The sequence below is a fragment of the Haloferax denitrificans ATCC 35960 genome (assembly GCF_000337795.1).
GTDB classification, from domain to species: domain Archaea; phylum Halobacteriota; class Halobacteria; order Halobacteriales; family Haloferacaceae; genus Haloferax; species Haloferax denitrificans.
Genome location: NZ_AOLP01000004.1, coordinates 102,696 through 116,838, shown reverse-complemented (window position 1 = coordinate 116,838; position 14,143 = coordinate 102,696). Strand labels below are relative to the sequence as shown.

The window sequence follows — 14,143 nt, the reverse complement described above, 5'->3', positions numbered from 1 at the left end:
GTACGGCGGGAAGAGCGCGTGTGAACGAGTATGAACGAGTATGAAATCAGCGGGAGCTGTGGACCCGAGGCCGGTTCGAGCGACCAGCGAGCGGTTCGGGTCCGCGCCGGGCGCGACCCTCACCGGACCTCGGTGAGAAGCACCTTCGAGACGCCCTCTTCGACCTCGATGTCGAACGGCGACTGCTCGGTGCTCAGCGCGATGAACCGCGACATGAACCACTTGACGGACTCGGTGGGGAAGACGACGTGGAATGTGTCGCCCTCGGAGGCGCGGACCGTGAGAAAGCCGCAGAACGACAGCCAGTCGAGGAGTTCGCCCAGCGACTCGAACCGGTCGCGGTACTCGTGGGCGTGGAACGCCGCGACCCGGTCGACGGCGTCGAGGAACGCGGGGTCCGGGTCGCCGTCGTCGCCCTCGACGTAGTCGAGAAACGTGTGCAGGAAGTCCACGTCGAGGAGGACGTGCTCGCCGCTCGACAGCATCTGGTGGTAGGCTTCGAGGTTCGGCCCGGCGTCGGTCGTCGCCGCCTCGAAGTTGGCCGCGTAGAAGACGAGCGCCTCGCGGACGAGCTCGCTCTGGGCCTTGTCGGTCCGGCCGGCGAGCCCGTCGAGCGCCGACTGGGCGTCCTCGTCGAGCGACACCGTGATGCGATTCGTGACCATGAGACCCTAACTCTCGGTGGCGTTCTTAAGCGATGTGTAGACGACCGCCGCGAGCCGAACGAGAGTGACGAACCGGGAGGAGTCGCCAAAAGAGTGTGAAAATTTTAGAAATTGTACGGGATGGCGCGGGTGTCAGTCGTCGCTCCGCTGTCGCCGGGCGGGCGGTCCCGCGGCCGTCGCCGACTCGGTGAAGACGAACCGCGCGCCGCCGGTCGAACCGCGTGTCGCGGTCGGCGTCCAGTCGTGGGCGGCCGCGATTCGCTTGACGATGGCGAGGCCGAGACCGCCGCCGCGGCGCTCGCTCACGTCGGCTTCGAAGCACTCCGCGGGCGAGCGGTCGGCCGGGAAGCCGTCGCCGTCGTCCTCGACGAAAAAGCCGTTTCGCGTCCGGCCGACGGTCACCGTCACCTCGGGTCCGCCGTGGGCGACGGCGTTCTCGAACAGGTTTTCGAGGAGCTGTCGGAGCCGACTCTCGTCGGCCGCTATCGTCCGCGACGCGCCGCCGGCCGCCCGGTCGAACCGGAGTTCGGCGTCGTCGGTCGGAACGGTCTCCCACGCCCGCTCGGCCGCGCGCCGGAAGTCGAGCGGCTCCGTCTCGGCGACCGTCTCGCCCTGCGTGGCGAGCGTCGTCAGGTCCGAGAGCAACTCCTCGACGCGGTCGAGGCTCCGGCCGAGCTTTCGGAGGTCCTCGGCGTCCGCGTCGTCGGGCGATTCGGCGACGATGTCGAAGTAGCCCTTGGCGGTCGTCAGCGGCGTCCGGAGGTCGTGGGAGACGACCCGCGTGAACTCGCTGAGGCGCTCGTTCTGCCGTTCGAGCAGGCGCTGGCGGGCGTTGCGTTCCGTCACCTCGCGCTGGAAGCCGATGTAGTTCGCGACGCGCCCGTCGTCGCCGTGGACCGGCGTTATCTCGCAGTGGTTCCAAAACGGCGTCCCGTCGCGGCGGTAGTTGAGGAGTTCGATACTGCACGGCTCCTCGTCGGCGATGGCCTCGCGGAACCGCTCGCACTCTGCCTCGTCGGTGTCCGGCCCCTGCAGGACGCGGTGGTTCTCACCGAGAATCTCGTCGGTGTCGTAGCCGGTGAGCTCCTCGAAGGCGGCGTTCGCGTAGACGATGGGGCAGTCGTCCTCGCTCGGCCCCGTGATGGTGATGCCGACCGAAGCCTCGTCGATGGCGCGGCGCATCAGTGACAGTTCGGCCTCTTGGGCCAGTCGCTCGGAGATGTCTCGGAGGATGCCCGTCGTGCCGACGACCTCGCAGGCGTCGTCGTGGAGGAGCGTGAGATGACACTCCATGGGCACGCGGTCGCGGCCGTCGCCGTCCGCCGCGAGGAGTTGCGTCTCGAAGGTGAGCCGGTCGGTCTCCGCGCCGTCGCCGAGCGACGCCCGGAGCGACTCGTAGGTCTCGTAGTCCGCGTCGGGGAGGTACGACGAGAGGTGCGACCCGAGGACGCGGTCGCGGTCGTGGCCGACGAGCTCGACGAAGGCGTCGTTGACGTACTCGAAGCGGTCGTCGGCGTCGAGGGAGTAGACCGGGTCGCCCGCGGCGCGGATGATGTGCTCGTCGCGCGCGAGTTCGTCCCGTCGGGCCTGCTCGCCGGAGATGTCCCGGAGGATGCCGACCGAGCCGCGGAACTCCTCGCCCTCGTAGGGGAGATACCCCATGTGGTCGCGGCACGGAACCGCCTCGCCGTCGGCGGTCCGGAGTGTGATTTCGAACTGAGTCGTGTCCGGGCCGCTCGACGAGAGAACCCCACCGAGTTCGCTGGCCGCCTTCTGCACGTCCGCGTCGTCCTTCACGAGTTCGGGGCCGTTCCCGAGAATCTTGTCGACCGCGTAGCCCGAGAGGTCCGCGAAGGCGTCGTTGATGTAGGTGAAGCGGCCGCGCTCGTCGACGACGTACACCGGATAGCCGAGCGCTTCGAGAACGGTCTCGTAGCGCTCCGCCCGGCGGGTCGCCCGGTGTTCAGAGACGCTGTTTTCGATGCGATTGACGAGCAGTTCGTACTGCTCGGAGGAGGGCTGTTTCTGGAGGTAGTCGGTGACGCCCGCCGAGATTGCGTCGCTCGCGACTTCCTCACTTCCCTTGCCGGTAAAGAGGATGAAGGGAAGCGAACCGTGTTCCTCGCGGACCGTTTCGAGGAGTTCGACACCGGTCATCGCCGGCATGTCGTAGTCGCTGACGACGCAGTCGACCTCGGAATCACGAACGATATCGAGCACGGCCGTCGGGTCCGAGCAGGTCGTCACCTCGAACGAAGAGAGTTTTCGAAGGTACGTCTCGCCGAGATCCAAGAGCGCCGTATCGTCGTCGACGTAGACAATATGAGGGGATTCCGAGGTCGTCATCGATAGTTACCAGATAGTAACTCACGCGGCGGTACATAAGTTCGACCTCTATCGTTAGGGACTGAGAATCAGCGCCCTCAATGTCGAATTTAATAACGGAGAACGACGATGCGACGGCGGCGACCGAGTTCGACCGCCGGTCGCCCGGGCGTCAGAACTCGCCGGCGACGATGTCGGCGACGCGGTCGCGGTCGAACAGCCGTTCGCCCTCGGGAATCTCGGGGTACGACTCGCCGTCGCCGTAGCCGGGCCACGCGCCGAACCGCTCGGGGAAGAGCTGTTTGGCGGTCATCTCCAGCTGGAACAGGTTCATAATCGGTCCCTGCATCCCGTTTCCGGACGGGTAGTACCGACCGTCACGGAACGCGGGCACCTCGTCAGCGAGGGGGTCCGAAAGCACCTCCTCGCGGTTCGAGCGGAACGAGTCACCGAGCGCGGTCCCCCAGTACCGGAAGACGACGTCGGGCGCGGTCTCGACCATCGCCTCGTAATCGTACGAACCGTCCGACCCGGTCTGGGCGTCGGCCGCCGCGAAGGCGTTCTGCATCCCGAACGGGCGGAGATGCGCCCAGAGGTAGCCGTCCCCCGTGAAGTCGTAGGGCCAGAACGTCCCGCCCGTGTAGGCGACGACCGCGAGCGACGGCCGCTCTGACGCCGGTGGGAGGTCGGCCTGTATCCGGGCGACGAGGTCGTCCCGGAGCGACTTGAACGCCCGGTAGCGTTCCTCCTCCCGGAACACCGCCGCGATGTGACCGAGGTACTCCCAGAGCGTGTAGTAGTCGTAGCGGTCGCGGCAGGGCTCGGGCGGGTCGGCGTTCGTCCGGCTGTAGTAGTTGCCGAACCACGGCCCCACGTCGCTGGCGATTGACGCCACCTCGTCTTCGGTCCAGTCGAACGAGGGGCTCCGGAGGAGACACGGGTCGAGGAAGTGAACGTCGCTGTCCAGTTCGTAGAACAGCTCCCTGTCGAGGGCGTTCGGGTTCGACGCCGGCGTGACGCGGCCGAGGTCCTCCCACTCGAACTCCACGCCGTCGAGGGCGTCGTAGTAGTAGTCGACCGTGTTACCGAACAGTTCCTTGTCGTAGCCGATGCCGGTGATGGCGTCGCCGTGGCCGAAGGCGACCGCGGCGTCGGCCGAGACCGGGTAGTAGGTCAGGGCGCTCGTCGGCACGGCGTCGAACTCGACTTCGCCGACCGGGGCCATCGACACCGAGTACGAGCTATCGTCCGCCTCGGCTTCGGTCGTGGACTCCGGTTCGTCGGTCGGCGTCGTCCCCGTCGCGTCTCCCGACTCGTCCGCGGTCGCTGTCGCCGTCGCGTCCGCCGAATCGCCCGCGCACCCGGCGACCAGCCCGCTTGTGACGACCGCGCTTCCGTACGTGAGATACTGCCGCCGCGTCGGTTCGGAACGGTGACTATCGTCTTCTGCCATATTTTTAGGCTAACCTAAACCCATAAAGTTGCTTCGGACGGTCAGCTGTCACGGGGTTTCGCCCGGGACGACCCGAAAACGACACTTCCGTCCAACGCGAACCCTCGGAGCATGACGCAGGACGGGCGCGCCGAGGAGTTGGAGCCGGCGAAGCGACGCATCATGGAGGCGACCTACAGGGCGCTCCGAAAACACGGCTACGGCAACCTGACGACGCAGGACATCGCCGACGAGTTCGAGAACAGCAAGGCGCTCCTGTACTACCACTACGACGGGAAAGACGAGCTACTGGTCGACTTCCTCGACTACGTCCTCGCGGAGTTCCTCGACGGCCTCCCGCGGGGGGACCGCACGCCCAGAGAGGAACTCGAAACGCTGGTCGACGCGCTCCTCCCCGAGACGCTCTCCGAGGAGGCCTACCGGCTCCAGCTGTCGATGTTCGAACTTCGGATGAACGCCCGGCACGACGAGGCCTACCGCGAGGAGTACCGCCACATCGACGACGAACTCACGGCGCACCTCCGGGACATTCTCGTCCGCGGAATCGAAGCCGGCGAGTTCGCGGCAATCGACCCCGACGCCGAAGCCGAGTTGTTCCTCTCGATTCTGACCGGGGCGCGCGCCCGCCGGGTGACGGTGTTCGAGCCCGACGAGCCAATCGGGTCGCTCCGGGCGGCCATCGACTCGCACATCGACCGTATCTCGGCGTAAACGGGCGGGGGTCCGCCCGAACACCTGAATCCTTATTCGCCCGGCGTCCGTCGGTTCCGCCCATGATACCGCGACCGTCGACCTTCTCCATCGTCGCCCGCGACCCCGAACAGGACGCCGTCGGCGTGGCCGTCCAGTCGAAGTTCGTAAGCGTCGGCTCCGTCGTCCCGTTCGTCAGCGCCGACGCCGGCGCAATCGCCACCCAGAGCTTCGCAAACGTCACCTACGGCCCCGACGGATTGGACCTCCTGCGCGAGGGGCGCTCGGCCGAGGAAGTCATCGCGGAACTGACCGACGCCGACGACGAGGCTCCGAGCAGGCAGGTCGGCGTCGTCGGGGCCGACGGGAGCGTCGCGGCGTTCACCGGCGACGAGTGTTTCGACGTGGCCGGCGACATCCAGGGCGAGCACTACACCGTACAGGGGAACATCCTCGAAAACGAGGCGACGCTCGACGCGATGGCCAAGGCGTTCGAGACGACCGACGGCGGGCTTCCGGAACGCCTGCTTTCGGCGCTCCACGCCGGCAACGACGCCGGCAGCGACAAGCGCGGCGAGCAGTCCGCGGCGATGTATATCGCCAAGCCCGAGGGGGGCTACGACGGCGGCAACGACCGCTGGGTCGACGTGCGCGTCGACGACCACGACCGCCCGATAGCCGAACTCGAACGCGTGTTCAAACTGTACGACATCACGCTGTTGGAGCGCGAAGCGCCCGCAGAAACTCGGTCGCTGTCCGGCGAGACGGCCGAGGCGGTGCTCGAAACGCTGTCGAACCTCGGCTTCTACGACGGGACGCCGAGCGGCGAGTTCGACGACGAGGCCGCGGCGGCGCTCGAATCGTTCCGGGGCGTGAACAACTTCGAGAACCACTCGCTTTCGGTCCTCGAAGACGCCATCGCCCGCGGCTGGGACGACGTTGATGGCGGGGAGACAGCGGGCGAGGGCGAGACGGCGGGAGAAGGCGACGCGTCGGCCGAGCTCGACGGAGAAGCGCGGCTCATCGAAGCGATTTGGCGGGGCCTCAGCAGGCTCGATAGGAAGTAGTCGGGAAAACCAGTCTCGTCGTTCGGCGTGTTCGTTCGTTCGTCGAAGCGCGCCGGGTGCGGTGGTGTTGGTGGGTCACCGCGGCGCACCGACAGGGCCGCGCGGGGGGAAGGACGGTCCCGCTCAGCCGAGGAGGTACTTGAGCGCGGGGCGCTGTTGGACGAACTCCGTCTTCTCGATGATGGCGTCGAGGCCGAGGATGCGGCCCGCCGCGAGCGTCCCGACGATGGCGAACATCATCAGCCCGAACAGGTCGCCGTTGACCACGCCGTGGGCCCAGTCGGCGTTCCCGAGGTAGAAGAACACCATCAGGACGCCGCCGAAGAAGGCGGCGAGCCGGACGAGTGCACCCACGAGGAGTCCGAGACCGATGAGCATCTCACCCCACGGAATCATGAAGTTCGTGAAGTCGAGGAGCCACGGGGTCGCGGCGGCCCACGCGAAGAAGCCCTGTAGGGGCGAGGCGGCGGGAGCGTTCGCGAGGTAGCCCGCGGCGCTGAACGGCTCGCCGACGATCTTCGTCACGCCGGCGTGGAAGAACCAGTAGCCGGTGATGAGGCGAGTCAGCACGAGCACGTAGCCCGTGACGCCCTGCGAGTAGTCGAAGTCCATTCTGTTCCCCAGCATCTCGATTTGTGAGTTAGCGGCCATTGTCTTTCACCTAACAAATGAACGGACGACCGCCGAGAGCATATAAAGGGAGCGTGGTTTCCGAATCTAAGGAATCGAGAACGACCGAAAGAGAGCGCCTGACGCTCAGCGCCGGGCGATGAGGTCGCGCGAGATGTCGGCGCGCTCGTAGACGGCTCCGTCGTGTGCATCGGCGAACGCCTCGGCGTCGCCGTCGTCGGAAAACGGGACGAAGTCGTGGCCCATCGACCCGTTAATGTCGGTGCCGACGACGTAGACGAGGTCGTCCATCGGCGCGAACGCGTCGGCGTCGAGGTGCGCGGAGATGAACGTCTTCCCGCCGTCGTCGTACAGGTCGTACTCGACAGCGCTGTAGTCCGTGAGGTAGCCGCCGGCGCGATTCCACCCGTCGTCCTCGCGGTCGAGCGCGTAGGAGAACGTCTCCCAGGCGCTACAGAACCGCGCCGGGTTGTCGTGGCCCTCGGGGCTGTGGTCGGCGTAGAACAGTTGCCCGGCGGGGCCGGGGTGCTGGTCGATGACCATCCCGCAGGCGTCGCACTGCTCGCCGCCGGTCAGTGCGAGTGCCTCGGGAGCGTCGCCGCCGCCGTCGGTTCCGACGCCACCCAGACACCCTGCCGTGGCGGCGACGCCCGCGGCACCGACCGCGGACAACACGGTTCGACGAGCGACGGTCCGGTCGCAGTCGTGGCACATACGCCAAGCTACTCGGGGGGCGCTCAAATGGTGATTGGTGCGGAACGCGAACCGAGCGCCGCACCGTGCGGCCGAGTCGTCAGCTGTCTGCCGAATCGAGGGCGCGCGTGACTCGGCTCGGCACGGCCGATATCGAGGCCGCGCCCTCGGCGACAGGAATCGTGTGCGTCAGTCGTCGGTCCCCGCCGACCCGGTCGCCGCCAGCCCCTCCGACTGCGTCACGAACTCGAACCGCGCGCCGCCCTCGGCCGACTCGGAGAGCGAGACGGACCAGCCGTGGGCGTCGGCGATGTCGTCGACGATTGCGAGACCGAATCCGGTGCCCCGCGCCGTCGTGGTGTAGCCGTGGTCGAACACCCGCTCGCGGATGTTCTCGGGGATGCCGACGCCGTTGTCCGCGACGTAGAACCCGGTGCGGTCGTCAAGCGTACCGACGCGAACAGTGAGCGGTTCGTCGGGCGGTGTGTCGCGCTCCGCGGGGTCGTCGGGGGTATCCCGGCGGCTCGTCGAGCCGTGCTCGACGGCGTCGTCGGATGGAATCCGACTGCCCGCCGAACCGTGTTCGGCGGCGTCACCGGACGCAGTCTGGTTGCCTGTGGAACCGTGTTCCACAGCATTCCGAAACAGGTTCTCGAAGAGCCTGAGCAGGCGGCCGTCGTCGCCGTCGACGGTGAACAGTTCCTCGCGGACGAGCGTCGCGTCGCCGGTGTCGACGAACCGCCACGCGTGGTCGACGACGCGGGCGAGGTCGACGGGCGTGGCGTCGACGACGGGCGTCCGCTGGCGGGCGAGGTCGAGGACCTCCTCGACCAGTTCGGACATCCGGTCGACCGCGTTGGCGGCGCGTTCGAGGTGCGCCCGCTCGCCCGACTCCATCCCGAGGTCGAGATAGCCGGTGGCTATCGCGAGCGGGTTGCGGAGGTCGTGGGCGACGATGGAGACGAAGTCGTCGAGCCGCTCGTTGGCCGCCGCGAGGTCGGCCTCGCGGTTGCGAAGCTCCTGTTCGCGGACGGTCCCCGAGAGCGCGGAGGTGACCGTCGACCCGAGGAGTTCGAGCAGGTCCTCGTCGACGTCGAGGAACGCGTCGGGGGTCGAGGCGACGAGGAGACCGTGGCTCCCGAGCGGGACGCGCAGGACCGACGCCGCGTCGGAGTCGGGGGACAGAAGCCGGTCGTCGACCGCCGCCGCGTCGACTCGGGTGACGGCCTCGGACTCGAAGCCGCTCGGAGACGCCTCGATTCGCGCCCCCGAGTCGAACTGGCCCGCGTTCGAAGCGGCCGGCGACAGGCCACCGCGGTCGTTGGCGAGCCAGACGGTGGCGTCGGCGTCGGGCACGAGTTCGGGGACGACCTCGACCGCGAGCGCCGCGACCTCCTCGACGCTCTCGGTCAGGATGAAGTCCTGCGTGACCGCTTGCAGGGACCGGAGGCCGGCTTCGAGCCGCGCGCGGTTCGTGACGTCGATGGCGACGCCGAGGAGTTCCGACACCTCGCCGTCGTCGTCGAAGACGGGGCGGTACCAGGCGTCGTACACCGCGCCGCGGTACTCGATTCTGGCGTCGACCGCCTCGCCCGACAGGCCCCGCTCGATGGCGTCTGTGACCGCGGGGGTGTCGTCGTACAGGTCGAAGGCGGAGCGGCCGACCACTTCGCCGGGTTCGCGGTCGAGCGACTCCAGCCCGGCCCCTTCGGACATGGTGAACACGCCCTCGGCGTCGAACGCCGAGAGGATGACCGGCAGGTTCTGCAACACCGTTTCGAGGCGTTGATTGGTCGATTCGAGGGCGTGGAGGTGGCGCTTTCGCGTCGTCACGTCGCGGAAGTAGACCGACAGCCCCGACGGCGAGGGGTACGCGCGGACCTCGAACCAGCCGTCGTACGGTTCGGAGTACGTCTCGAACGTCACCGACTCCTGGGTCCGCATCGCCTCGTGGTACCTCTCGTACAGTTCGGTGCCGTCGGGCGACGGGACCAGGTCCCAGATGCGCTCGCCGAGGTCGGGCTCTCTGACCTCGCCGAAGACGTCTCGCGCGCGGTCGTTGAGGTAGACGAAGCGCCAGTCGGCGTCGAGCGCGAAGAAGGCGTCCGTCATGCGTTCGAGCAGTTCGCCTCGCTGGGTGGTGGCCGTCTCGCGGTCGGTCACGTCACGCGGGATGCCGACGACGCCGGTCACCCGCTCGCCGCCGCCGACCGGCGAAAGCGAGAGTTCGAACAGCCGCGAGACGCCGTCGGCGTCGACGAACCGAACGTCGAGGCGCTCGGTGACGCCCTTCGAGAGGACCCGCGAGACGGCGTCGCGGTAGCGCTCGTACTCGTCGGCGGGGAACAGCCCGGCGTCGACGAGCGACTCGAACCGCTCGCCTCGGAGCGACTCGAACCGCTCGCCTCGGAGCGACTCGGACGCGCGCCCCGTTATCGCCTCGATTCGGGGGTTCACGTACTCCACACGTCGGTTCTCGTCGAGGACGAACGCGCCGTCTTCCATCGCCTCGACGATGACGCGGTAGCTTCTGGTTTCGGGGGAGCGGTCGTCGGCGTCCCGCTCGAAGAGCGCCCGGACCGATTCGACGAGGGCCGCGTGGGAGTCGTCGGCTTCGTCGCAGACCAAGTAGTCGTCGACGCCGAGCGAGACGGCGCGGGCGGCGAGCGCCTCGTCGCCGGCGGCGGCGTAGACGACCACCGGAGCCCCGGCGCGAGCGTCGGCGGCGGCGGTGACGAGCGCGTCGAGGTCGAGTCCGTCGGGGAGGTCCGCGGCGGCGACGAGACAGGAGACGGCGCGGTCGGCGAGTGCCGAGCGCGCGGCCGCGGCGCTCCCGGCGCGCTCGACCGGGCGCTCGAAGGCGTCCCGAAGCGCCGAGACGGCCGAATCGGAGACAGCGCCGTCGGCCGCGACGTAGAGAATCGCGCCGACGGAGGTGCTCCCGGAACTCGGGGGAAACATGTTAGATACGAGATATTCAGAGAGCCAATAATCTTGCGGGCGAGCGGGCGGACCGCCAGATGAGACGGCGATAGGAGAGACGGCGAGGGGAGGAGACGGCCGTCGAGTCGCCGGGTCGCCGGGGTCGTCGGTCGCCGAATCGCTGGGGTCGCGGTCGCCGGGTCACCGAATCGCCGAATTGCCGAGTCGCTGACGGCGACTACCCCTGTCCGACCATCCGCTCTTCGTCGTCCCACTCGCGCTTGCGGAGTTCGTACTTCTGAATCTTGCCCGTCGCCGTCTTGGGAATCTCCTCGACGAACTCGAACTCGCGGATGGCCTTGTAGCCGGCGAGGCGGTCGCGGGTGTACTCGGTCAGTTCCTCGGCGGTGACGCCGGGGTTCTCGACGTCGCCGTTCGCGGGGACGACGAACGCCTTCGGCGTCTCGCCCCACTTCTCGGACGGCGCGGGGATGACCGCCACGTCGCCGACGGCGTCGTGGTCGAACAGCGCGTCCTCCAGTTCGACCGAGGAGATGTTCTCGCCGCCGGAGATGATGATGTCCTTCTTGCGGTCCTGAATCGCTATCATGCCGTCCTCGTTGACGACCGCGAGGTCGCCGGTGTGGTACCAGCCTTCGAGGCGGTCGTTGAAGGCGTCGTGCGTCTCGTCGGGCTTGTTCCAGTACTTCTCCATCACCTGATTGCCGCGGACGACCACCTCGCCGATGGTGGCGTCGTCGCGCGGGACCCGCTCGCCGTCGTCGTCGACGACGCGCAGGTCGGTCCCGAGCGGGGCGACGCCCTGCCGCTGTTTGAGCGAGAAGCGCAGGCCGCCCTCGTCGGGGATGAGGCGGTTCGCGTCCGAGGTGGCGATGAGCGGGCCGGTCTCGGTCGCGCCGTACAGCTGGGTGAACTCCCAGCCGAACTCGGACTCGGTGTGGCGAATCGTCGCGCTCGGGGCGGCGCTCCCGGCGGCGGTCACGCGGACCGGGTTGTCGCCGGCGTACGCGGGGTCGTGCTCCTCGGCGTACTCGCGCAGGATGGACAGCACCGTCGGCGCACAGCAGAAGAAGGACACGTCCTCGGTGGCGATGGCGTCGAACACCTGCTCGGCGTCGACCCCGCGGGTGCAGACGTGTTTCGCGCCGCGGCCGGTGACGGCGTAGATGTGGCCCCAGCCGTTGACGTGGAACATCGGGAGCGTCCAGAGGTAGACGTCGTCGTCGGCGATGTGGTGGTGAATCGTCACCAGTTGGGCGTGGAGCGACTCGGTGCGGTGGGTGCGACAGACGCCCTTCGGGTCGCCGGTCGTCCCCGACGTGTAGTTGATGGTGATGAGTTCGTCCTCGGACATCTCGGGGCGCTCGTAGTCGTCGGCGTCGGCCTCGTCGAGGAACGCCTCGAAGTCGAGCCAGTCGCCGTCGACGGCGGCGGGGTCGTTCGTCACGAACACCTCGGCGGGCACGTCGTCGCGGACGGCCTCGATTTTCCCCGCGTACTGGTAGTCGGCGTAGACCACGCTCGCGCCGGAGTCCGAAAGCAGGTACTCGTAGTCCTCGGTCGTGAGTCGGTAGTTCAGCGGGACGTGGAGCGCGCCGCACTGCATCGCGCCGAAGGCCGCTTCGAGGTGGTAGTGCGTGTTGGGGTCGAGCACCGCGACCCGGTCGCCCTTCTCGACGCCGCGCGATTGCAACGCCGCCGAAAACCTGTCCACCCGCTCGCCGAACTCCGCGTAGGTAAATCGCTCACCGTCGACGCCGACGACAGCCTCGTAATCGCCGTAGTACGTCCGGGCCCGGTCGAGGAAGTCCGTCACGAGTAACTGTTTTTTCATTCGTGATAGACCGGGCGGGCGAGCGAACTAAACGCACCACTTCCGGCAACATTTCACACGTCCGACGTAACCGCCTCAGTATGACGGGGAAGGTCGTCGGGAGGGGCGGAGCCTCAGACCGGCGGGGTGCGGCCGCGCCCACTCGACGCCGAAACGAACACCTTTGAACCGCGCGGCCCTGACTCCCGGCAGATGACGACGCCGACCCTCCTCGTCGCGGGGACCGCGAGCCACGTGGGCAAAAGCACCGTCGCGGCCGGGCTCTGTCGCCTGTTCGCCGACCGCGGCCTCTCGGTCGCGCCGTTCAAGGCCCAGAACATGAGCAACAACGCCCGCGCGGTGGCGACCGCCGACGGCGACGGCTTCGGCGAAATCGGCGTCTCGCAGTACGTGCAGGCCCGCGCCGCGCGGGTCGCGCCGACGACCGACCACAACCCGGTCCTGCTCAAGCCCCACGGCGACGGGGCGTCGCAACTGGTCGTCCACGGCCGGGCGGTCGGCGTCAACGCCGCGAGCGACTACTACGCGACCCACTGGGAGGACGCCCGCAAGGCGGCGGTCGAATCGCACCGCCGGCTGGCGGCCGCGGCGGACGTGGTCGTCGCCGAGGGGGCCGGCTCCATCGCCGAGATAAACCTCCACGACCGCGACTTGGCGAACATCGAGACCGCCCGCTTCGCCGACGCCGACGTCCTCCTCGCGGCCGACATCGAGCGCGGCGGCGTCTTCGCCAGCCTGCTGGGGACGCTCGAACTCCTCCCCGAGGACGTGCGCGACCGCGTCGTCGGCGCGGTCATCACGAAGTTCCGCGGCGACCCGAGCCTCCTCGAACCGGGGCTCGACGAAATCGAGGAGCGGACGGGCGTGCCCGTCCTCGGCGTCCTCCCCTACGACGACCCCGGCCTCCCGGAGGAAGACAGCCTCGCGCTCCCCGCGGAAGGCGAGCGCGCCACCGTCGGCGACGACGACGGCGTCGCGGCCGAACGCGCGGTCACCATCGGCGTGCCGCGACTCCCGCGCATCTCGAACGCGACGGACTTCGGCCCGCTGGCTGAGACGCCGGGCGTCCGGGTCGCGTACCTCCCGCTCGACGCAACGCTCGATGGCATCGACGGGGTGGTCCTCCCCGGAAGCAAGAACACGGTCGACGACCTGCTCGCGCTCCGCGACGCCGGTTTCGGCGACGAGCTCGCCGCCTTCGACGGCCCGGTCGTCGGTATCTGCGGCGGCTACCAACTGCTTGGCGAGACCATCGAGAACGCCGACATCGAGGGTTCGGGAGACGACGAGACGGTCGACGGACTCGGTCTCCTGCCGATAGTCACGCGGTTCTCCCGCGACAAGCGAGTCGAACCCGTCTCCGTCGAGTTCGACGGCGCGGGGCCGCTTTCCGGCGCGACGGGGACCGTCGACGGCTACGAGATACACATGGGTGACAGCCGCATCGTCGGCGACGCGACGCCGCTTTCGGGCGACGGCGCGGCGCTCGGGAGCGTCGCGGGGACGTACATCCACGACCTGTTCGCCAACGACGCGCCGCGGAACGCGTTCGTGAACGCCGTGTACGAGTCGGCCGGGCGCGACCGACCGTCGGCGGGAGCGACAGGAGCCGAAACAAGCGGGACGGCGGGAGCGGCAGAAACCGACGCGGACGCCGGCGCGTCGGGCGACCCCTACGACCGCGCCGCCGCGCTCGTCGCCGACAACCTCGACGTGGCGGCGCTCTGCGACGTGCTCGGGGTGGCGTAGCGGGGGATCGAGGCGACCCGACGGACCGGCCGGTGACACGCGCGTAACCACCTGACACCGCCGTCAGCGAGCGTTTAACACCCGATAGGCGCTA

General features: G+C 68.5%; 10 protein-coding genes. 3 read left to right on the top strand and 7 right to left on the bottom strand.

The features are described from left to right. Positions 1 to 119: 119 nt before the first annotated feature. The 3 genes from C438_RS03405 to C438_RS03395 form a co-directional block, all read right to left on the bottom strand. Positions 120 to 665, bottom strand: a complete 546-nt coding sequence (locus C438_RS03405) for a ribbon-helix-helix protein, CopG family (RefSeq protein ID WP_004967864.1) — start codon at positions 663 to 665, stop codon at positions 120 to 122. A gap of 132 nt (positions 666 to 797) precedes the next feature. Next, positions 798 to 3,011: a PAS domain S-box protein gene (locus C438_RS03400; RefSeq protein WP_049917706.1), complete on the bottom strand. Its 2,214-nt coding sequence runs from the start codon at positions 3,009 to 3,011 to the stop codon at positions 798 to 800. Between the two features lie 151 nt (positions 3,012 to 3,162). Continuing rightward, a complete protein-coding gene (locus C438_RS03395; RefSeq protein ID WP_004967862.1) occupies positions 3,163 to 4,443 on the bottom strand; it encodes an ABC transporter substrate-binding protein in 1,281 nt (426 codons plus the stop codon). Positions 4,444 to 4,554: 111 nt separating this feature from the next. Between C438_RS03395 and C438_RS03390 the strand changes: the two genes are divergently transcribed. Next, entirely contained in the window at positions 4,555 to 5,154 is a 600-nt protein-coding gene (locus C438_RS03390) for a TetR/AcrR family transcriptional regulator (protein WP_004967861.1), read from the top strand. Between the two features lie 62 nt (positions 5,155 to 5,216). Continuing rightward, a complete protein-coding gene (locus C438_RS03385; protein ID WP_004967860.1) occupies positions 5,217 to 6,200 on the top strand; it encodes a DUF1028 domain-containing protein in 984 nt (327 codons plus the stop codon). A gap of 123 nt (positions 6,201 to 6,323) precedes the next feature. Here C438_RS03385 and C438_RS03380 read toward each other — a convergent pair whose 3' ends face one another. The 4 genes from C438_RS03380 to C438_RS03365 all read right to left on the bottom strand — a co-directional run bounded on the left by C438_RS03380 (position 6,324) and on the right by C438_RS03365 (position 12,300). Continuing rightward, positions 6,324 to 6,812, bottom strand: coding sequence for a DoxX family protein (locus tag C438_RS03380; RefSeq protein WP_004967859.1), 489 nt, complete (start codon positions 6,810 to 6,812; stop codon positions 6,324 to 6,326). A 144-nt stretch (positions 6,813 to 6,956) separates the two neighbouring features. Beyond that, positions 6,957 to 7,544, bottom strand: a complete 588-nt coding sequence (locus C438_RS03375; protein WP_004967858.1) for a nitrous oxide reductase accessory protein NosL — start codon at positions 7,542 to 7,544, stop codon at positions 6,957 to 6,959. Positions 7,545 to 7,712: 168 nt separating this feature from the next. Beyond that, the gene (locus tag C438_RS03370; RefSeq protein ID WP_004967857.1) at positions 7,713 to 10,484 is read right to left on the bottom strand and encodes a PAS domain-containing sensor histidine kinase; all 2,772 of its coding nucleotides are present in this window, start codon (positions 10,482 to 10,484) and stop codon (positions 7,713 to 7,715) included. A 199-nt stretch (positions 10,485 to 10,683) separates the two neighbouring features. Beyond that, positions 10,684 to 12,300: a long-chain-fatty-acid--CoA ligase gene (locus C438_RS03365; RefSeq protein ID WP_004967856.1), complete on the bottom strand. Its 1,617-nt coding sequence runs from the start codon at positions 12,298 to 12,300 to the stop codon at positions 10,684 to 10,686. A 192-nt stretch (positions 12,301 to 12,492) separates the two neighbouring features. Between C438_RS03365 and C438_RS03360 the strand changes: the two genes are divergently transcribed. Next, positions 12,493 to 14,049 carry a cobyric acid synthase gene (locus C438_RS03360; protein ID WP_004967855.1) on the top strand — a complete coding sequence of 519 codons (1,557 nt, stop codon included), beginning with the start codon at positions 12,493 to 12,495 and terminating at the stop codon, positions 14,047 to 14,049. Positions 14,050 to 14,143 lie beyond the last annotated feature (94 nt).